Origin of the sequence: Faecalibacterium hominis (ex Afrizal et al. 2022) (assembly GCF_049545105.1) — a bacterium.
Taxonomy (GTDB): domain Bacteria; phylum Bacillota; class Clostridia; order Oscillospirales; family Ruminococcaceae; genus Faecalibacterium; species Faecalibacterium duncaniae.
On the sequence record NZ_CP186860.1, the window covers coordinates 274,200 to 299,239 of the forward strand.

Annotated in this window: 21 protein-coding genes; 17 read left to right on the forward strand and 4 right to left on the reverse strand. The window is 61.2% G+C overall.

The genetic code is table 11. The features are described 5' to 3' along the window. Positions 1-22 precede the first annotated feature (22 nt). From ACKXGA_RS01320 to ACKXGA_RS01370, 11 genes are read left to right on the forward strand one after another with little or no spacing between them, the layout of a single operon-like run. Positions 23-292, forward strand: coding sequence for a DUF370 domain-containing protein (locus ACKXGA_RS01320; RefSeq protein WP_097770781.1), 270 nt, complete (start codon positions 23-25; stop codon positions 290-292). 4 nt (positions 293-296) lie between these two features. Further along, on the forward strand, positions 297-869 hold the full coding sequence (gene gmk, locus ACKXGA_RS01325) for a guanylate kinase (RefSeq protein WP_423729903.1): 573 nt from the start codon (positions 297-299) through the stop codon (positions 867-869). Between the two features lie 23 nt (positions 870-892). Further along, positions 893-3,154, forward strand: a complete 2,262-nt coding sequence (priA, locus tag ACKXGA_RS01330; protein ID WP_423729904.1) for a replication restart helicase PriA — start codon at positions 893-895, stop codon at positions 3,152-3,154. Positions 3,155-3,184: 30 nt separating this feature from the next. Further along, on the forward strand, positions 3,185-3,721 hold the full coding sequence (def, locus tag ACKXGA_RS01335; RefSeq protein ID WP_373098080.1) for a peptide deformylase: 537 nt from the start codon (positions 3,185-3,187) through the stop codon (positions 3,719-3,721). Beyond that, the gene (gene fmt, locus ACKXGA_RS01340) at positions 3,721-4,641 is read left to right on the forward strand and encodes a methionyl-tRNA formyltransferase (RefSeq protein ID WP_117476820.1); all 921 of its coding nucleotides are present in this window, start codon (positions 3,721-3,723) and stop codon (positions 4,639-4,641) included. Before def ends, fmt begins: the two co-directional genes overlap by 1 nt. Then, the gene (rsmB, locus tag ACKXGA_RS01345) at positions 4,641-5,963 is read left to right on the forward strand and encodes a 16S rRNA (cytosine(967)-C(5))-methyltransferase RsmB (protein ID WP_423729905.1); all 1,323 of its coding nucleotides are present in this window, start codon (positions 4,641-4,643) and stop codon (positions 5,961-5,963) included. The genes fmt and rsmB overlap by 1 nt, the downstream gene beginning before the upstream one ends. Positions 5,964-6,002: 39 nt before the next feature. Continuing rightward, complete coding sequence (gene rlmN, locus ACKXGA_RS01350; RefSeq protein WP_005932700.1) at positions 6,003-7,043, forward strand: 23S rRNA (adenine(2503)-C(2))-methyltransferase RlmN; 1,041 nt, start codon at positions 6,003-6,005, stop codon at positions 7,041-7,043. Between the two features lie 19 nt (positions 7,044-7,062). After that, positions 7,063-7,812, forward strand: a complete 750-nt coding sequence (locus tag ACKXGA_RS01355; RefSeq protein WP_097770787.1) for a Stp1/IreP family PP2C-type Ser/Thr phosphatase — start codon at positions 7,063-7,065, stop codon at positions 7,810-7,812. Then, entirely contained in the window at positions 7,805-9,661 is a 1,857-nt protein-coding gene (gene pknB, locus ACKXGA_RS01360) for a Stk1 family PASTA domain-containing Ser/Thr kinase (protein ID WP_242885651.1), read from the forward strand. Before ACKXGA_RS01355 ends, pknB begins: the two co-directional genes overlap by 8 nt. A gap of 11 nt (positions 9,662-9,672) precedes the next feature. Continuing rightward, the gene (rsgA, locus tag ACKXGA_RS01365) at positions 9,673-10,551 is read left to right on the forward strand and encodes a ribosome small subunit-dependent GTPase A (protein ID WP_035394041.1); all 879 of its coding nucleotides are present in this window, start codon (positions 9,673-9,675) and stop codon (positions 10,549-10,551) included. Next, positions 10,551-11,210 carry a thiamine diphosphokinase gene (locus ACKXGA_RS01370; protein WP_423729906.1) on the forward strand — a complete coding sequence of 220 codons (660 nt, stop codon included), beginning with the start codon at positions 10,551-10,553 and terminating at the stop codon, positions 11,208-11,210. The genes rsgA and ACKXGA_RS01370 overlap by 1 nt, the downstream gene beginning before the upstream one ends. Before the next feature lie 187 nt (positions 11,211-11,397). Here the strand turns inward: ACKXGA_RS01370 and ACKXGA_RS01375 are convergent, their stop codons facing one another. Next, on the reverse strand, positions 11,398-12,960 hold the full coding sequence (locus ACKXGA_RS01375; RefSeq protein ID WP_423729907.1) for an ABC transporter substrate-binding protein: 1,563 nt from the start codon (positions 12,958-12,960) through the stop codon (positions 11,398-11,400). A 204-nt stretch (positions 12,961-13,164) separates the two neighbouring features. Between ACKXGA_RS01375 and murD the strand changes: the two genes are divergently transcribed. From murD to ACKXGA_RS01395, 4 genes are read left to right on the forward strand one after another with little or no spacing between them, the layout of a single operon-like run. Then, positions 13,165-14,568: a UDP-N-acetylmuramoyl-L-alanine--D-glutamate ligase gene (gene murD, locus ACKXGA_RS01380; protein WP_156070134.1), complete on the forward strand. Its 1,404-nt coding sequence runs from the start codon at positions 13,165-13,167 to the stop codon at positions 14,566-14,568. Further along, a complete protein-coding gene (locus ACKXGA_RS01385) occupies positions 14,565-15,449 on the forward strand; it encodes a GNAT family N-acetyltransferase (protein WP_423729908.1) in 885 nt (294 codons plus the stop codon). The genes murD and ACKXGA_RS01385 overlap by 4 nt, the downstream gene beginning before the upstream one ends. Before the next feature lie 38 nt (positions 15,450-15,487). Then, positions 15,488-16,750, forward strand: a complete 1,263-nt coding sequence (locus ACKXGA_RS01390) for an aminotransferase class I/II-fold pyridoxal phosphate-dependent enzyme (RefSeq protein ID WP_423730380.1) — start codon at positions 15,488-15,490, stop codon at positions 16,748-16,750. A 27-nt stretch (positions 16,751-16,777) separates the two neighbouring features. Further along, positions 16,778-18,094, forward strand: a complete 1,317-nt coding sequence (locus tag ACKXGA_RS01395; RefSeq protein WP_423729909.1) for an aminopeptidase C — start codon at positions 16,778-16,780, stop codon at positions 18,092-18,094. A 55-nt stretch (positions 18,095-18,149) separates the two neighbouring features. Here ACKXGA_RS01395 and ACKXGA_RS01400 read toward each other — a convergent pair whose 3' ends face one another. Further along, complete coding sequence (locus ACKXGA_RS01400; protein ID WP_423729910.1) at positions 18,150-19,688, reverse strand: sensor histidine kinase; 1,539 nt, start codon at positions 19,686-19,688, stop codon at positions 18,150-18,152. A 113-nt stretch (positions 19,689-19,801) separates the two neighbouring features. Between ACKXGA_RS01400 and ACKXGA_RS01405 the strand changes: the two genes are divergently transcribed. After that, positions 19,802-20,503 (forward strand): response regulator transcription factor, encoded by a 702-nt coding sequence (locus tag ACKXGA_RS01405; RefSeq protein WP_227612327.1) that lies wholly within the window; start codon positions 19,802-19,804, stop codon positions 20,501-20,503. Positions 20,504-20,800: 297 nt separating this feature from the next. Beyond that, a complete protein-coding gene (locus ACKXGA_RS01410) occupies positions 20,801-22,819 on the forward strand; it encodes an FAD-binding protein (RefSeq protein WP_117476809.1) in 2,019 nt (672 codons plus the stop codon). Between the two features lie 119 nt (positions 22,820-22,938). Here the strand turns inward: ACKXGA_RS01410 and ACKXGA_RS01415 are convergent, their stop codons facing one another. Continuing rightward, entirely contained in the window at positions 22,939-23,379 is a 441-nt protein-coding gene (locus tag ACKXGA_RS01415) for a methylglyoxal synthase (RefSeq protein WP_005932722.1), read from the reverse strand. A 398-nt stretch (positions 23,380-23,777) separates the two neighbouring features. Next, complete coding sequence (locus tag ACKXGA_RS01420; RefSeq protein ID WP_423729911.1) at positions 23,778-25,040, reverse strand: glutamate-5-semialdehyde dehydrogenase; 1,263 nt, start codon at positions 25,038-25,040, stop codon at positions 23,778-23,780.

Consider the following 25,040-nt stretch of genomic DNA (forward strand, 5'->3'; position numbering starts at 1 on the left):
TTCAGATGGTTCGGAGGAAAAGATGAAACTGATCAACATCGGCTTTGGCAATCTGGTCAGCGCGGGCCGGGTGGTGGCTGTGGTCAGCCCCGATTCTGCCCCGGTCAAGCGTTTGGTCAAGGAAGCGCGGGAGCGGGGGATGCTCATTGATGCGTCCTATGGCCGCAGCACCCGCGCCGTCCTCATCATGGACTCCGACCACGTTGTCCTTTCAGCCCTTCAGCCCGAAACGGTGGCCAGCCGTGCCGCCGGTCAGGCCGAGGGCAAAGCAGTGACAGAAGAGGAGCAGTAAGACCATGGAAAATGAAAAATATCTGTTTGTCGTTTCCGGTGCCGCCGGTACCGGAAAGGACAGTGTGGTGAGCGCTTTGCGCAAGGCCCACCCCGAGATCGAAAAAACGGTTTCTGCTACCACCCGTTCCCCCCGCCCCGGGGAGCAGGAAGGGGTAGACTACTACTACCGCACCAAGGAGCAGTTCCAGCAGCTCATCGATCAGGATGAGGTCGTGGAACACAACTTCTTCAACGGCAACTACTACGGCACCCTGAAGGAAGAGGTCAACAAGCGGCTGAACGCGGGCAAGCTGGTGGTCATGGTCATCGATGTGCATGGCGCGGCCAATATCCGCCGCATGTATCCCGGTGCCACCACCATCTTCCTGCTGCCCCCCTCCACCCAGGAGCTGGAGCGCCGCCTGCGCGGCCGCGGCACCGAGACCGAGGAGAGCATCCGGGAGCGCCTGGAGATCGCCCGCAATGAGCTGGCCCAGCAGGACAAATTCACCCTCAAGCTGGTCAACGACGAGGTGGATGCCTGCGCTGCAAGGCTCTATAATGTTATCTGCCAGCGTGCGGGCCTGACCCGCTAAATCGCTTTGAAGGAGCTGCCTGAATGCCAAAAACGGTAGGCGTTGCAGTGAGCAACGCGACCTTTCATTTCGACAAACTCTATACCTATGCCGTCATGCCCGACCAGCAGGATACCGTCCGGCTGGGCAGCATGGTGCTGGTGCCCTTCGGGCGGGGGAGCCGTGCCCGGATGGGCGTGGTTCTGGCCTGCGATGCCGAACCGGAGAGCGCAAAGCTCAAGTTCCTGTTCGATGTTGCCCCGGCCTCTGCCTGCCTCACCCCGGAGCTGCTGCGGCTGGTGCACTTTTTGAAGGAGCGCACCTTCTGCACCTACTACGAGGCCGTCAAGGCGGTCATCCCCTACGGCGCGCAGTACAAGCCCACCGTGGCGGAGGACGGCGTGACCCCGGTGCTTCAAAAGCAGCTCGTCCGCCACACGGAAAATGTCTACAAGCTGGTGGGCACGCTGCCTCCAAAGCCCAGGCCGACCGCCAAGCAGCTGGCCGCAGTGGCCCTGCTGGCCGGGGGTGAGCGCACCCTGTCTGCACTGGAGGAAAAGGGTATCAGCCGGGCAGTGCTGGATAATCTCTGCGCCAAGGGCGTGCTGGAATGCAGCAAGGTGAACAAATCCATCGACCTGTATTCTTCCATCCCGCTGAAGAACGAGCCCATCCTTCTCACGGAGGAGCAGCAGGCCGCCTATGACGCGCTGCTGCCCGGGCTGGAGGATGCAGCCCCGCACTCGGCCTTGCTCTATGGCGTGACCGGCAGCGGCAAAACGCTGGTGTTCCTGAAGCTCATCGAGCACTGCCTGCAGATGGGCCGCCGGGCGCTGGTGCTGGTGCCTGAGATCAGCCTGACCCCTCAGATGATCCTGCGGCTGAAAAGCCAATTTGGCAAGCGGGTGGCCGTGCAGCATTCCGCCCTCAACCACACCGAGCGCCTGCTCCAATGGCAGATGATCCAGGACGGCGGCGCGGATATCGTGGTGGGCACCCGCAGCGCGATCTTTTCCCCGCTGGAAAACATCGGCCTTGTCATCATTGATGAGGAGCAGGAGCACACCTACCGCTCCGAATCTGCGCCCCGCTACTCGGCCCACGAGGTGGCCCGGCAGCGCGCGGCGGAGAACGGGGCCCTGCTCCTGCTGGCCAGCGCCACCCCCAGCACCGAGAGCTATTATGCCGCCCAGCATGGCCGCACCCAGCTGGTGCGCCTGACCAAACGCTATGGCGGCAACCCGCTGCCCAAAGTCCGGATCGTGGATATGCGGGCCGAGCTTGCCTCTGGCAACCCCCGGGAAATCAGCCTTGCCATGGAGGATGCCATCCGGCACAACCTTGAGGCAGGCAAGCAGACCATTCTGCTGCTCAACCGCCGGGGTTACCAGACCGTGGCCCAGTGCGAGGATTGCCGCGAGGTGCTCAAATGCCAGAAATGCAGCGTGCCCATGGTCTACCACAAATCGGCCCACAAGCTGCTCTGCCATTACTGCGGCAGCCAGCTGGACCCGCCCCCTGCCAGATGCCCCGCCTGCGGCGGCAAACTGCAGTACCGGGGTTTTGGCACCCAGAAGGCCGAGGAGGAGCTGGCAAAGCTCTTTCCGGAGGCCCGCATCCTGCGGATGGATCAGGATACCACCGCCGCCAAGGATGCCCATGAAAAGCTGCTGGCAAAGTTTGCCCGGCATGAATATGACATCATGGTGGGCACCCAGATGGTGGCCAAGGGGCTGGATTTCGAGGATGTGACGCTGGTGGGTGTGCTGGGCATCGATTCGCTCCTGTTCGCCCAGGGCTTCCGGGCTTATGAGACCGTGTTCAGCCTCGTCACGCAGGTGGTGGGCCGGAGCGGCCGGGCAAAAGACCCCGGCTTTGCCATCATCCAGACCACCGACCCGGACAACCCGGTGCTCAACCTTGCCGCCGCGCAGGACTACGACGCGTTCTTCGAGCAGGAGATCGCCTACCGGAAGCTGGGGCTTTATCCGCCCTTCTGCGGGCTCTGCGTTGTGGGCTTTGCCGGGCCAAAGGAGAGCGAGGTGGCCCGGGCTTCCGCCCGCTTTGCGGCCCTGCTGGGCCGGCAGGCGGCCAAACAGCCCGACCTGCCCCTGCGGGTGCTTGGCCCCACCCCCGGCAGCATTGAAAAGATCAACGATTCCTACCGCTATAAACTCACCGTCAAGTGCCGCAACGACCGCCGTTTCCGGGACCTCATCCGGGAAACGCTGACCCTCTACGAGCAGGAAAAACTGCCCGGCAAGGCCACCGTTGTGGTCGATCTGCACTCGGACGGGGATATCTGATACAACACAACAAATTTTGGAGGTACCACTATGGCTATCCGTAATATCGTAAAAGAGGGCGACCCCATCCTGAACAAGGTCTGCCGCCCCGTGACCAACTTTGACGACCGCCTTGCCACCCTGCTGGATGACATGCGGGAGACGATGATCGCCGCCGACGGCGTGGGTCTGGCAGGCCCTCAGGTGGGCATGCTGCGCCGCCTGTTCGTGGTGTGGGACACCACCGATGCCCCCGAGGAGATCCCCGAGGATTATGAGTACAAGTTCATCGATTTCGTCAACCCCGAGATCCTGGCTGTTTCTGAGGATGAGGAGACCGCCTACGAGGGCTGCCTGTCCTTCCCCGGCCACAACGGTGCCGTGACCCGTCCCGCTGCCGTCAAGGTGCGTGCACAGGACCGCAACGGCAACTGGTTCGAGCTGGAGGCCGAGGACCTGCTGGCCCGCTGCATTCAGCACGAGAACGACCATCTGGACGGCATTACCATCATGGAGTCCAGCGAATATTTCTACGAGGACACCGAAGAGGGCAAAAAGGCTGCCCGTGAAGCGAAAGGAAACAACTGATGCGCATTCTGTTCATGGGAACCCCGGATATTGCCGCAGAGTGCCTGAAGGCCCTGTATGCCGCCGGTCACGAGATCTGCGGCGTGTATACCCGGCGGGATAAGCCGGTGGGCCGCAAGCAGGTGCTCACCGCGCCCCCGGTCAAGGAAGTTGCTCTGGAGCATGGGACTCCCGTGTTCCAGCCCCGCACCCTGCGGGACGGCAGCGAGGATGCCAACATCCGGGCGCTGGCCCCTGACCTCATCGTGGTGGTGGCCTACGGCTGCATCCTGCCCAAGTCCGTGCTGGAAGCTCCGAAGTATGGCTGCATCAACCTGCATGTGTCCCTGCTGCCCAAGTACCGCGGCAGCGCCCCCGTGCAGTGGGCTGTTCTGAACGGCGACACCGAGACCGGCGTTTCCATCATGCAGATGGACGAGGGGCTGGACACCGGCGATGTGCTGGTCTGCGAGAAGATCGCCATCGGCCCGGAGGAGACCAGCGGCGAGCTGTTCGACCGGGTCACCGCCGTAGGTGCCCGCGTCCTCTGTGAGGCGGTGCCCGCCCTGGAAGCTGGCACCCTCAGGCCCCAGCCCCAGCAGCATGAGAACGCCACCCTGGCCCCCATGCTGGACAAGGAGCTGGCAGAGTTCAGGCTGACCGATACTGCCGCACACATCCACAACTGGGTGCGCGGCATGAACCCCTGGCCCATGGCCTGGTTCGTGACTGCAGGCGGCAAAAAGGTCAAGGTGACCGAGTGCCGCGTGGCTGCCTCCAACGGTGAGGCTCCCGGCACGGTGCTTTCCACAAAGCCCCTGACGGTGGCCTGTGCCGATGGCGCGGTCCAGCTGCTCCATGTGGTGCCTGAGGGGAAAAAGCCGATGGATGGCACCTCCTTTGCAGCCGGTCTGCGCCTCAAAGCGGGGGATACCCTCTGATGGCGGCCAATCCGCGGGCAGCGGCAGTGGCTGCACTGGTCCGGCAGGAGCAGGACGGCTTCTCAAACCTTGTGCTGGATGCCGAACTCCGCCGCCAGAAACTGGAGGGCCGGGATAAGGCCTTTGCCGGTGCCATCTTCTACACCGTGCTGGAACATCAGGGCACGCTGGATTTCATTCTGGAGCAGTTCCTGCCCAAGGGCCTTGCCAGGCTGGACCCGCAGGTGCGCGAGATCCTGCGGGCCGCGCTGGCACAGGCCCGCTATATGCAGGTGCCAGTGTCGGCGGCGGTGAACGAGGCCGTCAAGCTGACCCGCACCTTCAAAAAGGCGAGTGCGTCCGGGCTGGTCAATGCCGTCCTGCGCAAGGCCTGCAATTATGATCTGGAAACTGCCCGTTTCCGGAACGAGACCCAGCGCCTCATGGTGCTGGGCTCTGCGGGGCAGGATGTGGCAGAGTTCCTGCGCACCCATTACCCCGAGGAAGCGCTGGGCATCCTGACCCACACCGCCGACGGCGGCTGCACCAGCCTGCGGGCCAACTGCCTGAAAACGGATGCCGAGTCCCTCTGCAAAAAGCTGCTGGAAAGCGGCGTGAAGAGCGCACAGCCCGGCCTTGTGCCCGGCAGTGTGCTGGCAAAGTTCGAGGGCAGCCCGGCAGAGCACCCGCTCTTCAAGGAGGGCTGTTTCCATGTGGAGGGGCAGGCCAGCCAGCTGGCTGCCCTCTGTGTGGAGGCAAAGCCCGGCGATACCGTGATCGACCTCTGCGCGGCACCCGGCGGCAAAACGCTGCTGCTGGCCGAGGAGATGCAGGGACAGGGCGCACTGTACAGCTGCGATGTGGCAGAGCACCGGGTCGGGCTCATCCGGAGCGCTGTGGAACGGATGGGCTTTGCCCATGTCACCGCTCTCTGCAATGATGCCACCCGCCCCAACCCAAAGCTGCCCGCCGCAGACCGCATTCTGGTGGATGCCCCCTGCAGCGGCCTGGGTATTCTGGCAAAAAAGCCGGATATCCGCTATAAGACGCTGGAAAAAGCACGCCACGATGAATTATTGGCCACCCAGTCGTCCATTCTGGACACAGCAGCTGCTCTGCTGAAAGCGGGCGGGCGGCTGGTCTACTCCACCTGTACCATCGACCCCGCTGAGAACGAGGAGCAGGTGGCGGCGTTCCTTGCCCGCCACCCGGAGTTCCGGGTGGTCCGGCCCGCTGTGGCGTTCCCTGACGGAATGACAGTGGGGGAGCACGGGGCGCTCTCGGTGCCCACCCGCACCGGGATGGACGGCTTTTTCCTCTGCGCCATGCAGAAAACGCAATGAACCCGCCGTCCGGTTCGTATTGATTCATAGGAGAATACCATGGAACAAAAACGCTGTATCTCTTCCCTGACGCTGGCCGAGCTGACCGCTGCACTGAAAGCCATGGGTCAGCCGGGCTTCCGGGCAAAGCAGATCTTCCACTGGGTGCACCAGAAGCTGGTCACCGAGTTTTCTGCCATGACCGACCAGCCCAAGACCCTGCTGGCAAAGCTGGAAGAGCAGTTTTACATTGCTGCCCCCAAGATCGAGCGCCGGCAGGAAGCCAAGGACGGCACCGTGAAATATCTGCTGCGGATGGCCGATGGCAACTGCATCGAGACCGTTGTCATGCGCTACCACTACGGCAACACGGTCTGCGTCTCCACGCAGGTGGGCTGCCGGATGGGCTGCCGCTTCTGCGCCTCCACCCAGGCAGGCCGGGTGCGCAACCTGGAAGCCGGTGAGATCTGCTCTGAGATCTATACCGCCCAGAAGGACATCGGGGAGCGCATCTCCCACATCGTCCTCATGGGCATCGGGGAACCGCTGGATAATTTTGACGAGGTCATGCGCTTCCTTGAGAACATCTCCTCCCCGGAGGGCGTGAACATCGGAATGCGCAACATCAGCCTTTCCACCTGCGGTCTGGTGCCCAAGATCGACCAGCTGGCTGAGAAAAAGCTGCAGCTGACCCTTTCGGTCTCCCTGCACGCCCCCAACAACGAGATCCGCAGCGGCATGATGCCGGTCAATGATGCCTACCCCGTGGAGGTGCTGATGCCCGCCGTCCGCCGCTATCAGGAGACCACGGGCCGCCGGGTCAGCTTTGAGTATTCGATGGTGCGCGGTGTCAATGATTCCGATGCCTGTGCCAGACAGCTGGCCGACCTCATCCGGGGCATGGGTGCTCATGTGAACCTCATTCCCATCAACCCGGTGGACGGAAGTCCCTACTCAGCTACCGATGCCGCCAATGTCCAGCGCTTCCAGAAAAAACTGGAGAGCCTGGGGGTCAACGCCACGGTACGCCGCCGTCTTGGCAGCGAGATCAGCGCCGCCTGCGGCCAGCTGCGCCGGGACGAAATGAATGGTAAGGCGTAAATCGCAAGAGGAGAAGCCTATGAAACTAGCAGGAAAAACGGATGTGGGCCGCGTCCGGCAGGAAAATCAGGATGATTACCGTGCCGGGGAGCTGCCTGGCGGTGCTGTCTGGGCGCTGGTGTGTGATGGCATGGGCGGTGCCAAAGGCGGCCGCGAGGCCTCACAGGGGGCCTGCAATGTCATCGAACAGGTGTTTCAGGAGCAGTACGCCCAGTGCGGAGCAGGGCAGGAGGGAGCTTTTTTGAAAAAGGCCCTCATCAGCGCCAACCGCTATGTGTTCAACAAAGCCGCCCACGAGGAATCGCTGGCCGGTATGGGAACCACGGCGGTCTGCGCACTGGTGCGGGGCGGGGAAGCCACCCTCTGCCACGCGGGCGATTCCCGCGCCTACCTCTGCCGGGGCGGTAAACTGACCCAGCTCACCCACGACCACTCCTATGTGCAGGAGCTGGTGGACTGCGGCACCATCACGGAGGAGGAGGCCGAGCACCATCCCCAGAAGAACATCATCACCAGGGCGCTGGGCGTGGATTACCGGCTGGAGCCGGAGGTCACTTCGGTGCAGCTGCAGGCAAAGGATCTGCTGCTGCTCTGCTCGGACGGCCTGACCAACATGGTACCGGTGGAGCAGATGGAGCAGCTGCTGGCGCAGGGCCCGTTCTACGACCTGCCCGACAGGCTGGTGGATGCCGCCAACGAGAACGGCGGCTCCGACAACATCACCGCCCTGCTGCTGGCTGTGGAACCTACGGAGGTGCACCATGGATAACCTGATCGGCAAAACGCTGGACGGCCTGTACACGGTGCGGGAGCTCATCGGCACCGGCGGCATGGCCAATGTCTACAAGGCCGTTGTAGGGCCGGGCGGCCCGGTGCCGGAGGGCACGGTCGTGGCCGTTAAGGTGCTGCGGCAGGAGCTCATGCACGACCCCGACCTTGTGCGCCGTTTCAAGAACGAGTCCAAGGCCATCTCGCTGCTCAACCACCCCAACATCGTCAAGGTGTATGATGTCTCGGTGAGCGACCATCTGCAGTATATCGTCATGGAATATGTGGACGGCATGACCCTGCGTGAGTATCTGAACGAGCGGGGCGGCAAGCTGACCAGCCGGGAGACCGTCCACTTTATCTCTCAGATCCTGAAAGCACTGGACCATGCCCACCGCAACGGCGTGGTGCACCGGGACATCAAGCCCCAGAACATTATGCTGCTGGACAACGGCCAGCTGCGGATGATGGATTTTGGCATTGCCCGCATCTCCCGGGCCGAGAACCAGCTCTCGGGCGGCAAGGCCATGGGCAGCGTCCACTATATCAGCCCGGAGCAGGCCAAGGGCGATGAGACCGATTTCACCAGCGACCTCTATTCGGTGGGCGTGATGATGTACGAGATGCTCTCGGGGCATCTGCCCTTCGATGCCGATGACGTGGTGGAGGTGGCCATCAAGCAGATCTCGGATCAGCCCAGGAACCTGCGGGAACTGGCTCCCTGGGTGCCGGTGGGGCTGGTGGAGATCACCGAGCGTGCCATGGCAAAGCGGCCCGAAAACCGCTACAAGAGCGCCGCTGAGATGCTGGAAGCCCTCAACGCCTATGTGGAGAACCCGGCCATCGTGTTCAACTACACCTATCTCCCCGATGAAATTCCTGAAAAGGTGGTGGAACCCCCTATGCCCAGAAAAGAATCCCGTCCGGAGCGCGGCAGTGCTCCGGCAAAAGGCAGAAAAAAGAAAAAGCGCACCGTGTTCCTGCCGGTGCTGTTCGGCATCACCGTGGCCTTTGCACTGGCCTGCGCGGCCTTGTGCTGGATGATCCTGAATGATTCCAGCTCCCTGATGGGAGAAAAGGCCGATGTGGTGCTGGCAGATTACAGCGGCATGACCCAGGACGAGGTCAACGCTTCCCAGCAGGTGGCATCCGGCCAGATCGTCATCAACTGGGAGCAGGCCTACAGCAACGATTACGCCGCCGGTTACGTCTACCGGCAGTCCCCGGTGGCGGGCCGTACCGTCCGCGAGGGCCAGAGCGTGACCCTGACCGTCAGCCTGGGCATCCAGTATGTCACCGTGCCGGATGTCTCCAACTATGTGCAGGCAGATGGTGAGCAGCAGCTCAAGGATCTGGGGGTCTCTGTTCTGATCACCCAGGCGGTGGAACCCAGCGTGGCCGCAGGCTCCATCATCCGCACCGAACCTGCTGCGGGCAGTCAGGTGGCCGCAGGTTCCACGGTGGTGGTCTATGTCAGCCGCCCGCAGGTCAACACCACGGCCAAGGTACCTGCCCTGACCGGCCTCAAGAGTGTGGACGATGCCCGCTCCGTGCTGGTGCAGAACAAGCTGGGCCTTGGCAGCACCACCGAGCAGTACAGCGACCAGCCCGCAGGTACCATCATCGGCCAGAGCCCGGCAGCAGGATCTACCGTCAAGGTGAACAGCCGTGTCAGCATTACCGTGAGCGCAGGCCCCGAGCCGGTGCCTGAGACCCCGGCTGAACAGCCGGGCAGCTCCTCCAGCGATTGGTGGAGCGGCCTGATCGGGGGCAGCTCTTCCAGCAGCGGCGATTCTTCCAGCAGTGAGGGCACCGGCCTGGGCGACTGGTGGAGCGCGCTGCTGTCCTGAGGGAGGAACGGATGAAGGGATATATCGTAAAAGGAATTGGCGGATTTTACTACGTCAAGACCGAAGAGGGTGTGATCGAGTGCAAGCCCCGGGGCATCTTCCGCAAACAGAAGATCACCCCCGTGGCGGGCGATGAGGTGACGCTGGAGACCGAGAACGGCGCGGCAGTCATTGCCGAGATCGCACCCCGCAAAAACGTGTTTGTCCGGCCGCCTGTGGCCAATCTGGATGTGCTGTTCCTTGTGGCCAGCACCACCCAGCCTACCCCCAGCACGCTGGTGCTGGACAAGCTCTCGGCCATTGCCGTGGACAAGGGGGTGCAGCCCGTCATCGTCTGCACCAAGGCTGACCTTGGTGAGGTGGAGTTCCTGCGCAGTGCCTATGAAAGATCCACTCTGCCCTTCATTGCCATCCGCTACGACAGCGGGGAAGGGCTGGACGAGGTCAGGCAGTGGATCAGCGGGCGGCTCTGCGCCTTCTGCGGCAACTCCGGTGTAGGCAAATCGACCCTGCTCAACACCCTGCTGCCTCAGGCCGAGCGGGAGACCAGCGCCATCAGCCAGAAGCTGGGGCGCGGCCGCCACACCACCCGCGAGGTGACCATCTTTGAGGCCTTTGGGGGCCGCATTGCGGATACCCCCGGTTTTGCCAGCCTGGAAGCCAACCGCGCCGGGTTCATCCCCAAGGAGAATCTGGAGCACGCCTTCCCGGAGTTTGGGCCATACCTTGGGCAGTGCCAGTTCACGGGCTGCTCCCACCGCACGGAAAAGGGCTGTGCCATCCGTGCCGCTCTGGCCGAGGGAAAACTCTCCCAGACCCGGTACGACAGCTACTGTGCCATGTATGAGGAAGTCAAGGATGTCAAGGACTGGCAGAGGAGGGGAATGTGATGCGCTGCGTGATCCTCTCGGCCTGCCCGGTCTCGCCGGAGCTGAAGCGTCTGCTCCGCCCCGATGACTTCATCATCGCCTGTGATGCTGGCTACCGCAACTGCGCGCCGCTGGGCTGCAAGCCCAATATCATCCTGGGAGACTTCGATACCGCTCCCTGTCCGGTGCAGCAGAACGACGATATCATCGTCCTGCCTCACGTCAAGGACGACACCGACACCGAATATGCCGCCAGGCTTGCCAGTGAGAAGGGCTTTACTGAGGTGCTTCTTCTGGGCGCGCTGGGCGGCAGGCGGATCGAGCATACCCTCTCGAATCTTGCCACCGGCCTTGGGCTGGAAGAACGGGGGGTGCGGGCAACGCTTCAGGATGAGCGCAGCCGCATTACCTTTGTCCGCTCCGGCGAGACCCGTGCCTACCCGAAGGAGGAATTTTTCTATTTCTCCGCTTTCCCCATGGAGGGCAGGGCGGAGGGCGTGTGCGAACGCGGTTCCTACTATGAGCTCACCGATGATGTGCTGGTGGCCGGTTATCCGCTGGGGGTCAGCAATGAGTATGCCGAAGGTTCAGACTGCATCACCATCTCCACCCGCAAGGGGGCGCTGGTGGTCGTGGAAACGGTGCCGGATACACCGATCCTGACCGGGAACAAGGCCTGAGCCGCACACTTTGCCGTCCTGCCGCTTATATTGTGGTATCACACCACGAAAGGCGGGAGAGCGATGCAGGTGGTCGTTATCAAAAGCCCAAAGTGTCTGCGCGGCGTTCTGCGCAGGCTGTTCGGCATCAAAAAGGGATAAGAAAAATACCGGGGCAGGCAGCTGCTCCGGTATTTTTTGTGGCACATCATTCTTTTGTGGTATAGGTCAGATCCAGCACCGGGCCAAAGGGGTCAAAGATGAGGTTCCGGATGCCAGGTGCGATCAGCAGGCGCTTCTGCTGGGCAAACAGAGGGACCGCCACGGCATCGCTGAGCAGCTGGCGCTCACAATCGCCCAGCAGGCGGCAACGGGAGCTTCCGGTGGCCTGGGTGCTGGCCTGCAGCTGGGTGGCATACAGGGAATCTGCATAGCCGGTCAGGCCGCCGCCCGCTGCGGTGAACTGGTTCAGCATGTTGTACACACTGCCGCCCTCGGCGCTGATGGGGGCCAAGGCGATGGTGTAGTCCCCTTCGGCCAGCCGTTTCGCAAAGGTCTCCTCGTCCACTTCCTCTACGGAGAAGAAGAGGGAGAATTCCTTTTGCCACACGCCGTTGATCTCCTCGGCGGCGCTGGTCACGCCGGAACCGGCGGGCACCATCAGGCTGACCTTGTTGAAGTCGGAGGTGGTCAGCGTCTGCCGCGCCGTGAGGTAGAGCGCCCGGGCATCCACCGCGGCGGGAGTCACATCCCCGGCGGTATCCCGGTAGTTCATGCCGTCCACAGTCAGGCCGTCCGGTACCAGACCGTTGGCGGCGGCATAGAGCCCGCCGTCCGGCACCTCGGCTGCACCCCGCGCGGCGGAGGCCAGTGCCTGCCGCAGCTCGGTGGAAGCAAACACGCTGTTGCAGTTGAACAGCAGGCTCCATGTGGTATCGGAGTAGGAGAGGGAAGTCAGGGTGGTGGGCGCGGCGGTGTCGTCCGGGGCGGCAGAGCACTTCTCGTTGGCAATCAGCTCTGCGGCGGACTGCCCGGCGCTGTTGGTGTTCTGCACCAGCCGCAGGCTGTCGATGAGGCTGCCCGAGGGGGCACGCCGCAGGAACAGGCCGCTGGCTGTCCAGTTGTAGATGTAAAAGCTGCCGCTGGAAAGGGTGGACGAAGCATTCAGACCGTAGGTGCCCCGGGTGGAATTGAAAAATTCCTCATCGCAGGGCATGGCACCGGGCAGGGTGAGCTTCTCGAGGAAGTTGTCGTCAGCACTGCTCAGGTGGAACACCAGCGTCAGCGGCCCGGAAGCCGTGACTCCCAGCGCGCTCTCGGGCATCTGCCCGGCCAGCACGGCGGCGCTGTTTTCAAGGGCCGCAAACTCCACCGCGTAGGGGGAGTTGGTCTCCGCCCGGAACAAGCGCCGGAAAGCGAACACAAAATCCTCAGCGGTGATGGCGTAGTCAGTGGCGTTGCCCTTGGCGGCGGTGTAAGTCAGGCCGTCCTTGAGGTAGAAGGTGTAGGTGAGGCCGTCGGAGGACTTCTCCCACCGTTCGCAGAGGGCAGGCTCATATTTGCCGCTGGGATCTTTGCGGACAAGGCCGCTGTACAGGTTCTCGCAGGCGATGACATCCGCAGAAGCCGAGGCTACCTGCGGGTCAAGGTTGGCCGGGATGCTGTCCACGAACCAGGTGAAGCTGTTGGAGCCCGAACCACAGCCGGTCAGGGCAAAAACAAACGCAATGGTCAGTACCACTGCGGAAAAGCGGATCAGGGAATGTTTCAAGAAAATGCGCTCCTTGTAAGATGATACAACTAAAGTATAGCGGAAACGGTCGGAAAAGACAATCGACATTTTGTGAATTCAGATAGGATTTCGGTGCATCCGGGGCCAGAACAAGGTTTGGCGTTGCCAATTGGCTGGAAAAGGTGTAAAATGGAGCAGTGAATCAATTTCAGCCTGAATTTTCATAGAGGAGGTTCTTTCCTTATGCAGAAAGATCAGCAGAAGCTTGCAGAACTCATCCAGGGCAAAAAGGTGGCGTTCATCGGTGCCGGTGTCAGCCACAAGACCCTTATCAAGGAGTTTGTGGAGCTGGGGGCCCATGTGACCCTGTGCGACCAGAAAAAGAGCGTGGAAGAGTTTGGCGATTATGCCGCTACCATCCGGGAACTGGGCATTGACCTGAGCCTGGGCGAACACTATCTGGACGGCTTCAAGGGCCAGGATATCATCATGCGCACCCCCGGTTTTGTGGGTTACTTTGAAAAGCCCCTGCAGGATGCCATGGCGGCGGGCACCATGGTCACCAGCGAGGTCGAGCTTTTCTTCGATTTCTGCCCCTGCGAGATCGTGGCCGTGACCGGCTCTGACGGCAAGACCACCACCACCACCCTCATCTCCAAGTTCTACGAGGCCGCAGGCCGCAAGGTGCATCTGGGCGGCAACATCGGCGCTGCCCTGCTGCCCATGCTGCCCGAGGTCCGGCCGGAGGATGTGGCTGTGGTGGAGCTGTCCAGCTTCCAGCTCATCAGCATGCACCAGAGCCCGAAGATCGCGGTGGTGACCAACGTCACCCCCAACCACCTCGATCACCATAAGGATATGCAGGAGTACATCGACGCAAAACGCAACATCCTGCTCTACCAGAACCCGCCCTGCCGTGCCGTGCTGGGCTACGAGAACGAGATCAGCCGCTCCATGCAGAAGGACTGCAAGGGCAGGCAGGTCTGGTTCACCCGCCTGCACGATACCGACAACGGGGCCTTCCTGCGCAAAGAGGACAACATGCTCTGCATGGCCGAGGACGGCGTGGTAACGCCCTTCCTGGCCCAGAAGGACATCAAGCTGCGGGGCCTGCACAATATCGAGAATCTGCTGGCCGCTGCCGCCGCAGTCTGGGGTGAGGTTCCCGTAGAGGCCATCCAGAAGGTGGGCAGCACCTTTACCGGCGTGGAGCACCGCATTGAGCCGGTGCGCACGCTGGACGGCGTGCTCTACTACAACGATTCCATCGGCACCAGCCCCACCCGCACCATTGCGGGCCTGCGCAGCTTTGACCAGAAGGTCATCCTTATTGCGGGCGGCTACGATAAGCACATCCCCTATGAGCCGCTGGCCCCCGAGATCGTGGCCCATGTCAAGGATCTGGTGCTGATGGGTGCCACCGGCCCCCGCATTGAAAAGGCCCTGCGGGAAGACCCCGGCTTCAACGAGGCCGCACTGCCCATCCAGCATGCGGACAATATGCAGCACGCCGTGGAGCTGGCCCGTGCCGCCGCAAAGCCCGGCGATATCATCATCCTGTCTCCCGCCAGCGCCTCCTTCGACCTCTACCCCAACTTTGAGGTGCGCGGCCGCGAGTTCAAGAACATCGTCAACGCACTGAAATGATCACGCAGGTCAGAACGCCCCGCCAGAGGCAGCGGTTCCGCAGCGCCTGCCGCGGAAAGCTCTGCCTTGGGGTCACGATGCCGCAGGCGCTGGAGCTCTTCGGCAAAAGCCAGCCGGGCCGGTTCTTCGCCGGGCCAACGCTGGCGCTGGATGTGGGCGGCAGCACCGCCTGGCTGGCGGGCCACGCCAACCCGGACGAACTGGCCAGCTTCCTGCATTTCTGCGGCTGTAAGGCGGTCATCCTGGACGAAGCCGAGTGCCCGCCGCCCACCGGCTGGGCCCGTGCAAAGTCCCATTTTGTCTTTGGCCTAACGCCGGGAAAGCAGCTGCCGGAACCCGCTGTGGAAGAAACGCTCTGGGCCTCCCTGCATTTTGACCCGGAGCCCCCGGCGGGCCCCGTTGCACAGATGCTGTTTCCGGACCGCCCCACGCGGCGGGATGACTTTTACTCTGAGCTCTGCTCAAAGCGCGCCCGCGGCAGGGCTGTGGTCTGGGCTCTGGAACAGGGCGGGGAGCTTGCCTGCACCGTGGGCGCTTATGCCATTGGAACAGAGCAGGCTTACATGGCCTGCGGCGAGACTGCGGAGCCATTGCGGGGACGCGGCATCGGCGGGCGGCTCATCGTCTGGCTGGCCAACACCCTCTCGGCGCAGGGCCTGCAGCCCCTTTTCCTCTGCTCCCCGGAACGGGTGCACTTTTACACCCGCCTCGGCTTTGAAAAGCTGGGAGAGTATGCCCGGTACGAAGCCACAGTCTGGCACGTCGGGAGTTTCTCTGAGGACCGTCCGCTGGGGTGGGACCCTGTTGCAGCAGGCAATAGGGCGGGCGATGGAATGGCCCGTTTCGTGTCCGAGGAGAAAGCTGCCGACGGGTCATTATAGCATAAACTTACAAAAATATTAAGGAACCAAAAATGTCAATGTTGAACCACTTTTTTGATTACAAAGCAGAAGTTCTGGCGCTGGACGAAAAAGCCATGGAGCTCTGCCAACCCTATTTCCACCACATGGAGGAGATCCGGGATTACAACCAGCTGAAAATGCTCAAGGCCTTTGCCGATACCCAGATGTCCTCCACCGATATGCTGGGCACCACCGGCTATGGCCTATGGGATACCGGCCGCGCCAAGCTCGAGCAGATCTTTGCCCAGGTGATGGGCGCGGAGGATGCCCTTGTGCGCAGTCAGTTCCAGAGCGGCACCCATACGCTGGCGGTGGCCCTGTTCGGCCTGCTGCGGGCAGGGGATACCCTGCTGGCTGCTACCGGCCGCCCCTACGATACGCTGGAGGGCGTGATCGGTCTGGACGGCAAGGGCAAGGGCACCGGCACCCTGATGGACTACGGCATCCGGTACGACGAAGCCCCCCTCAAGGCCGACTTCACCCCGGATTACGCGCTGATCGCTCAAAAGGCCCCGGGGGCAAAGGTCTGCCATATCCAGCGCAGCCGCGGCTACCTGCAGCGCAATGCCTTTGATCTGGATACCATTCAGAAGATCGCCGACACGGCCCGTGCCGCCAACCCCGAGATCATCATCTTTGTGGACAACTGCTATGGTGAGTTCACCCAGATGAAGGAGCCCTGCCAGGCCGGTGCTGACCTTGTGGTGGGCAGCCTCATCAAGAACCCGGGCGGCGGCATCGCCCCCACCGGCGGCTATATCGCGGGCCGGAAGGATCTGGTGGAGCTGTGTGCCTACCGCCTGAACGCCCCCGGACTGGGCAAGGAGCTGGGCTGCACACTGGAAACGCCTCGTGATATGTACCTTGGCTTCTACTATGCCCCCGGCGTGGTGTGTGAGGCCATCAAGACCGCCATCTATGCCCAGTGCCTGCTGGAGCTGGTGGGCAAAAAGCCCATCCCGCGCTACTGCGAGGACCACAACGATATCGTGACCTGCTTCGATGCCGATACCGCCGATGCCCTCATCGGCTTCTGCCGCGGCATTCAGGCCGCCAGCCCCGTGGACAGCTATGCTGCACCGGAACCCTCTCCGGAGCCGGGCTATACCGATGAGGTCATCATGGCAAGCGGCAGCTTTACTCAGGGCAGTACCATCGAGCTCTCCTGCGACGGCCCCCTGCGTGAGCCTTACACCTGCTACCTGCAGGGCGGCCTGAACTTTGCCGCAAGCCGTGCCGGTGTCCTGCTGGCCGTGCAGAATGCTTATTTCAAGGATTGATCTTTTCAGAAAGAAAGCGTGAATCAAATGAATCGTGTTACTCCCATTGATGCCCGGATGCTGGAACGCTTTGAGCAGGGCTATGCTGCCCGCCCGGAGCTGAATGTGATGTCCAATGCAGTTTCCCGCACGGCTCTGCCGGACGCAGCCTTTGTGCCCGCCGCCGCTGCCATGCTGCGGATGGACTTCTCTGTGCTGGTCAAGACCAATAACATCACCAACCAGAAGCAGAGCGGCCGCTGCTGGATGTTCTCCACCCTGAACGTCCTGCGCCAGCGGGTGATCGCCAAGTGCGATCTGGAGGATTTCTCCTTCTCTCCCACCTATCTGGCGTTCTACGATAAGCTGGAAAAGGCAAATCTCTTCCTTGAGAACATCCTCCACTTTGCGGATCAGGACCTGACCGACCGTGAGACCTACACCCTGCTGGGCAACCCGCTGCCCGACGGCGGCCAGTGGGATATGGCCATCAGCCTGATCAAAAAGTATGGCGTGGTGCCCTCCTGGGTCATGCCGGAGACAGTCCACTCCACCGGCACGGCCAAGTATCTGCCCATCCTGAACCGCAAGCTGCGGGAGGATGCGCTGGAACTGCGGGCCATGGCAAAAGAGGGAAAGGACACGGCCGCCCGCCGCGAGGAGATGCTGGCGGAGATCTACAACGCCCTGTGCATCCTCTACGGCCAGCCCCCCAGGAGCTTTGACTTTGAGTATACCGACAAGGATGAGCACTACCACTGCGAACGGAACCTGACCCCGCACACCTTCCTGGAGAAGTATGTGGGCAATGATCTGGATGATTACGTCGTCATCATCTCCTCGCCCATCCATGCGCTGAACCGCACCTACTGCCAGCCCTTTATGGGTGACGTGGTGGAGGAGAATATGTTCTGGCTCAACCTCTCGCAGGAGGAGCTGGAGGATCTGACCATCCGTCAGCTGCAGGCAGGGGAGGGGGTCATGTTCAGCTGCGACTGCCACCCCGACGGCGACCGCGCCAACGGCTATTGGGACCCCGACTGCTTCCAGTACGGCGAGGTACTGGGCGGCCTGACCTTTGGCATGACCAAGGCCGAGCGGCTGCTCACCCGTGAAAGCACCATGAACCATTGCATGATGTTCTGCGGTGTCAATCTGGACGAGAACGGCAAGGCTGACCGCTGGAAGATCGAGAACAGCTGGGGCGATGCCTCCGGCCAGAAGGGCTATTACATCGGCAGCGAAAAGTGGTTCAAGGCCAATGTCTACCAGATCACTGTCCGCAAGAGCCTGCTGAGCGATGCCCAGCGCGCCCTGCTGGATCAGGAGCCCCTGCCCATGAAGCTGTGGGACCCGCTGGCTTAAACTCAAATAAGATGCTATAAAGAAAATCCCCCGCCTATGGCGGGGGATTTCTCTGTTAAGCGGATAATAGGGGGAGCTTTAACGTGAAGCAGCTACCTTTGCCTACTTCACTTTCCAATAGGATTTCTCCGTGGTGCAGGTGGGCAAGCTCCTGCGCAATGGTCAGTCCCAGACCGGTGGAGTCGTGCTTGGAAGAGGTGGTGGTGTGGAAATACCGGTCAAATACGGCGGTCTGATCCTCCGGCGCAATGCCGCAGCCCGTGTCCCGGACGCTCACCAGAGCAGCACCGGCCTCCACCCGGCTGTTGACGGTGATGTTCCCTCCTGCAGGGGTGTAGTGAATGGCATTTGTCAACAGGTTCTGCAGGATCTGCTGCAGCCGGATCTGGTCGCCCCACACCGGCAGCTCCGGAGCCGGGGGAGCCTGAAGCACCACGCCCTTCTTCTCAGCCTCCTCCCGGCAGCTGTCACAGACCGCAGCCATGACCTCCCCCAGAGATACCCGGTCCTCGTTGAGCATCACCTGTTTCTGCTCCAGCTTTGCAGCCAGAAACAGATCCTCCGTCAGGCGGCGGAGAAAGGCCGTCCGCTGCTGTAAGGCGGGCAGCAGGGCCGGCAGGGCCTCCGGTGCAGCCTCCAGTGTGTCCAGTCCACTGCTGACCGCAAACAGGGGACTGCGCAGGTCGTGGAAAATGTTCAGCATCATGCTTTTCCGGGCCTCGGTCTCCTCCGTCAGGGCCTTTGTCCGCTGAATGACCCGGGCATCCAGCTCCCGGGCCAGCTGCTCCGCCCGATCAAATTGCAGGGCATACCGGCGGCAGACGTAGGCCATGCAGCCCAGAGTAAAAGGAGCATCGTAGATCCGGGCACACCGGAACAGGTAGAAAAACACGCTCTCCTGAAAAAACGGCACGTGCATGCCCGGCAGGACCACCCATACCCGGAAGCCAATGGTGATGGCACAGGGAAACAGCATCAGCAGGGCAGCGTCGGAGCCCCGGGCATACATTGCCATCAGGATGCCCAAACAGTAGCCCATGCCCAAAAGCAGCCCCACCGCTCGTACACGGCTGAGGGGAACCAGCGTCAGAACAAGATACCCCAGCGTCAGAAGCAGGGAATGGAGCCGCTGCCCGTGGGACACCGGCACAGCCCCTGTCAGGGCGGCGCACAGCAGAATACCTGCCAGAACCGTGACGGTAAAGAATCCCCGGCGGAAAAAGACGCTCCAGCCGGAACTTCCCACCGGAGCCAGAATGATCACCAGAGCCCAGAGGGTCAGCACCGTCAGATACAGCAGAAAATACCCCAGTTCCTTCTGCGGCTTGTATCGGTACAGGGCCAGCACCACCGCCCCCAGAGTGCAGAATACTGCAATGGCCATCCACTGCAGCACCGTGCGGAAGGTCAGGGCAGCCACTCCTTTTTCCGGGAACAGGGCAGCCCATGCCATCAATTGGGCTTCGGAGTCCATGCCGGGGACCCCAAAATCCGCCAGCGCCGGCAGCCGCTGGTTGAACCAGATCCCTGCCAACCCAATGGTCAGTGCCAGTGCCCCGGCGGCAGCCGGAAGCAGAAATCGCTTTTTTATCATAAAAAGACCCCCTGCAAAAACTTTGGAGAACCGGTTGAGAACAGCCCGGAAATACGGTATACTAGATAAAGATATTATAGCAAATTCACGCCGAAAAGGGGAGGGCAAACCGCATGATCCGCATTCTTCTGGTGGAAGATGATCCGGTGATCCGGGACACTACCAGCTATTTCTTGAAATGTCAGCAGAATTTTGAGGTGGTCTGCGCTGACACCGGCGGCGAAGCGCTGAGCCACGCCCGGGAAAAGTTCGATGTGATCCTGATGGATATCCTTCTGCCGGATACCAACGGCATGGAACTGTGCCAGCGCCTGCGCAGCTGGTACCACTGCCCCATCATTTTTACTTCCTGTCTGGACGATACAGACACAGTGGTACGGGCACTGGAATTGGGCGGCGATGATTTCCTGACCAAGCCCTACAACCACAAAGTTCTGCTGGCCCGCATCATGGCAAACATCCGCCGTGTCCAGATGGATGCCGCAGAGCCCAGCGTCAGCGGCTACCACTGTGCGGCCTTTACGCTGGATCCCAACAGCCATTGCGTGGAAAAGGATGGCCGGAGCATCCATCTGGCCGACATGGAGTACCGCATCCTGACCCTCTTCATCCGGCATCCCAACACCTTCTTTACCGCAAACGAGCTTTACCGGAAGATCTGGGGGAAGGAGAGCCTGGGGGATGTCCGCACTGTGCAGGTGCACATCCATAACCTCCGCAGTAAGATCGAGCCCGACCCTGCAAAGCCCATCTACCTCAAAAATGTCTGGGGCAAAGGTTATATTTTCCGCCCGGAAGGGGAGACGGAGGCCTGAAATGGTTTTGCTGTCTTAAATATCGTTAACCCTCAAAGCACCCGCTTCTTAAGGAAACTTAAGCCGTGGGTGCTTTTTTCTGCTCTGATTTGACCGTTATTTATCAAACAAAGTGGGAAACGGGAATTTTCCAGTGAAGAAACGGTAAAGATGTTTAAGAATTCTTAAAAGACAACAGGCAGACTTTGTGTTAATTTATTATCGAACGAAGTCTGCGCCGTATTGTGGCGGTGCGTTTCGGATAAGAGGAAAATCGAAGAATAAGAACAGAAAAAGAGAAGAAAGGATCATCCAAGCATGAACAAGATCTCGCGTAAAGGCTTTCTGAAGATCGCCGCTGCCGCTGCCATGTCCGGTGTCACCGCCGGTGCACTGGCTGCCTGCAACGCTGCAAGCTCCTCCACCGCCGCTTCCTCCGGTGCAGCAGGCAGCTACACCCCCGGTACCTATACCGGCACTGCCGAGGGCATTTCCTCTACCGTCAAGGTCACCATGACCTTCTCTGACAGCGCTGTGACCGACGTTGTGGTCGATACCTCCGGCGAGACCGCTTCCTACGGCGCTGCTGCTGCCGAGGAGCTGAAGAACCAGCTGCTGAACGCCGGCTCTGACGAGATCGACGGCGTGTCCGGCTCCACCATCACCTCCGATGCCGTGAAGAAGGCCGCCAAGAGCTGCTTTGCACAGGCAAAGGGAGAGGCAACTGTAACTTCCGTTCAGCTGCCCACCGGTGACGAGACCGATTGGCTGGGCAAGGAGCCTGACATCGACGAGGCTGCCATCACCGAGACCGTGGACACCGACATCCTCATCGTGGGTGCCGGCAACGGCGGTATGTTCGCTGCTGCTTATGCCGCTGCCAAGGGCCTGAACTTCCGTGTCATCGAGCAGAACGGCAATGTGCAGGATACCCGTCACTGGGTGGGTGCCGTGGACGGCTTTGGCGCTCAGGAACAGGGCATCAAGATGGATCGTGCCAAGCTGCTGAGCGAGGTCTCCCGTTACGCCTCCGGCAAGTGCGACCAGCGCGTGGTCAAGACCTGGATCAACGAGTCTGCCGAGATGATCGAATTTGTCCGCTCCATCATGGAGGACAAGTACGGCGTGAAGATGATCTACACCTACGGCGACGAGGCCAAATGGCCTGCAGAAAACGCCGAGCACAACACCGATTATATGTACCCCGAGATCGAGTATACCTATGATCGCTCCAGTGGTGCCGCCCGCAATGAGCTGCTGCTGCAGTACATTCAGGAGCTGGGCTACGATGTGGACTTCAAGACCAGTCTGGCCAAGCTGGAAAAGAACAGCGATGGCCGCATTACCGGCATCATCGCCCAGAGCACCGAGGATGACCACTTCATCCGCTACAACGCCAACAAGGGTGTGCTGCTGGCCTGCGGCGGCTTCCCCGGCAACCCCTACATGATGGAGCAGCTGGACCCGCTGGGCACTTCCGTCACCACCGCATGCTCCTACTCTCCCTCCGATAAGGGCTACGGCATCCGGGCTGCAATGTGGGCAGGTGCCAATCTGGACAAGGAGGCCGCTCCCATGCTGTTTGACCGCGGCATCGTGGCCCCCGGCGTGGATGGCGGCTATGTGGACAGCGACACTGCCTTTGGCGGCAAGGCTTTCCCTGGTACCATCCGTCAGTACAACCCCGGCACCCAGCCCTTCCTGAAGGTGAACCGCAACGGCGAGCGCTTTGCCAACGAGAGCAGCCCCTACAATGACATCGTCTACGCCGCTGCTCACCAGCCGGGCCGTGTTTACGCTCAGATCTGCGATGCCAACATTCTGGAGGACGCAAAGCGCTTCCACACCATCGGCTGCTCTGCCCAGACCCGTAACGGCGGTGAGAAGTACATTCAGGGCAAGATGGACGAGGCGATCGAGGCCGGTGCATTGTTCAAGTGCGATACGCTGGACGAGCTGGCTGACAAGATGGGCTTTACCGGTGCTGCCAAGGACACCTTCCTTGCCACCGTGGAGCGCTACAACGAGCTCTACGACAAGCAGAACGACGAGGACTTCGGCAAGCCCGCTTACCGCCTCAGCGCCATCCGCACCGCTCCCTTCTACGGCTGCTGGCTGGGTGCCTCTCTGCTGACCACTGAGCAGGGCATTGCCATCAACGAAAAGGGTCAGGCTCTGGACAACGATAACAAGCCCATGCCCGGCCTGTATATCACCGGCGATATGTCCGGCAGCTTCTTTGCCAACAACTATCCCTGCCTGATGGCCGGTGTGGCTATGGGCCGCACCTTGACCTTCGCCATGAAGGCCGTCAAGCAGATGGCCGGTCTGGAATGATGTCACTCCCCGGAAAATGAACTGAAAACTGTATAAAAATGCAGCGCCGCTGAAGCCCTGAAAAGCTTCGGCGGCGCTGTTTTACGTTTCCCTCTATACACAAAAATGTCAGGCAGACCTCAGCACACGGCGCGGCGGGGCGCGGCCAGAGGCTCGATCACCGGCGGGTGCATCCCTTCCCGGTAGTCCAGATCCCCCTGATCCATGCCGCGGAGCAGTACCTCGGCGGTGGCAATGTTGGTGGCAATGGGTACGCTGTGCATATCGCACAGGCGGAGCAGGTTCTGCTCATTGGAGCTGCCGCTGTCGGCCCGGAGCGGGTCGCGGAAGAACAGCACCAGATCCACTTCATCGCAGGCAACACGGGCGGTGATCTGCTGAATGCCGCCCAGCTTTCCGGAGAGGTAACAGTGAACTGGCAAGCCGGTGGCCTGGTTCAACATCCGGCCGGTGGTACCGGTGGCGATGACAGTGTTCCGGGACAGGATACCACTGTAGGCGGTGCAGAACTGAAGTGCAAGTTCTTTGCGGGAATCATGTGCAAGAATGGCAATTGTCATAATTCGCTCTCTCCTTTGTACTAGTGTCGTCATGCGGACAGCTGTCTGAAATGGATTGCAGTTGTGAGAAGAACAGTTCCGGGCACATTTCAAAACGCCCCGCTGAATTTGTTCCCACACTTTCCAATATAATTTTACCGCGGCGAAATATGGGTTGTCAAGGGGAAAATGAGAATTTTTGCCCTAATTTCGGCTAAAAGTATGACTTTATTTTTGTACAGAATGGAGAAATGAAAAATACATCGTGATACGAACAGAAAAATAATTTTCAAAATTTTGGGATGAAAGTGTTTCCGTAACAAAAACAGTCCATCCCTGCAAAACAAAAATACAGGCCGCTGTCCTTCCACAGCGGCCTGTAAGAGAAAAACGGAAAATAGCTTTCACATTTGAACGGTTCAACGGATCTGGCCGCTGCCGTGAATGATGTACTTGTAGCTGCACAGCTCTTCCAGCCCCATAGGGCCCCGGGCGTGGAGCTTCTGGGTGGAAATGCCCATCTCGCATCCCAGTCCGAACTCCCCGCCATCGGTAAAGCGGGTGGAGCAGTTGACGTAGACCGCCGCACTGTCCACCGCCGCCGTAAAGAGGGCAGCATGGGCCTCGTCCCGGGTCAGGATGGCTTCGCTGTGGCCGGTGGAGTGCGCGGCGATGTGGCTGACGGCCTCCTCCACGCTGTCCACGATCTTGATGGCCAGAATGTAGTCCAGAAACTCGGTGTCAAAATCCGCAGGGCCTGCAGGGGTGCCGGGGATGATGGCGGCGGCACGCGGGTCCAGCCGCAGCTCCACCGGGTGCAGTCCCTTTGCAGCGCGGTCAGGGCCCAGCCGCCGGGCCAGCTTGGGCAGGAACTCTGCCGCAATGTCACGGTGCACCAGGCACACCTCCTCCGCGTTGCAGACGCTGGGGCGGCTGGCCTTGGCATTCTCAATGATGTCCAGTGCCTGATCCTGCTCGGCAGAAGCATCCACGAAGATGTGGCAGATGCCGGTGCCGGTCTGGATGCAGGGGACCTTTGCGTTTTCCACACAGGCGCGGATGAGCCCGGCCCCGCCGCGCGGGATGAGCAGATCCACATAGCCCACCGCCGTCATCAGGGCGTTGGCCGAGGCGTGGGTGGTGTCCTCGATCAGGCAGACCGCTGTTTCGGGCAGGCCGTTTGCCCGCAGGCCCTCCCGAAGAGCCGTTACAATGGCGTTGGCACTGTGCCATGCCTCCCTGCCGCACCGCAGGATGCAGGCATTGCCGCTCTTGATGGCAAGGGCGGCGGCATCGCTGGTCACGTTGGGGCGGCTCTCGTAGATGATGGCGATCACGCCCATGGGCACGGCGGTCTTTTCGATGACCAGCCCGTTGGGGCGCTCCACCCGGCGCAGGACTTTGCCCACCGGGTCGGGCAGGTCAGCCACTTCCCGGATGCCCTTTGCCATGGCGCTGATGCGCTCCGGTGTCAGGGCCAGCCGGTCCAGCATGACCTCCGAGATGTGTCCTCTGGCTGCTTCCAGATCGGTGGCATTGGCCTCCAGAATGGCCTGCTGGCGGGCAGGGGAGCAGAGCGCCTCTGCCATGCCCAGCAGGGCGGCGCGGCGCACTTCGCCCGAGGAAAGGCCCAGCGCGCTTCTTGCCGCGCGGGCGGCTTCCAGGATCTCCTGTGTCGTCAT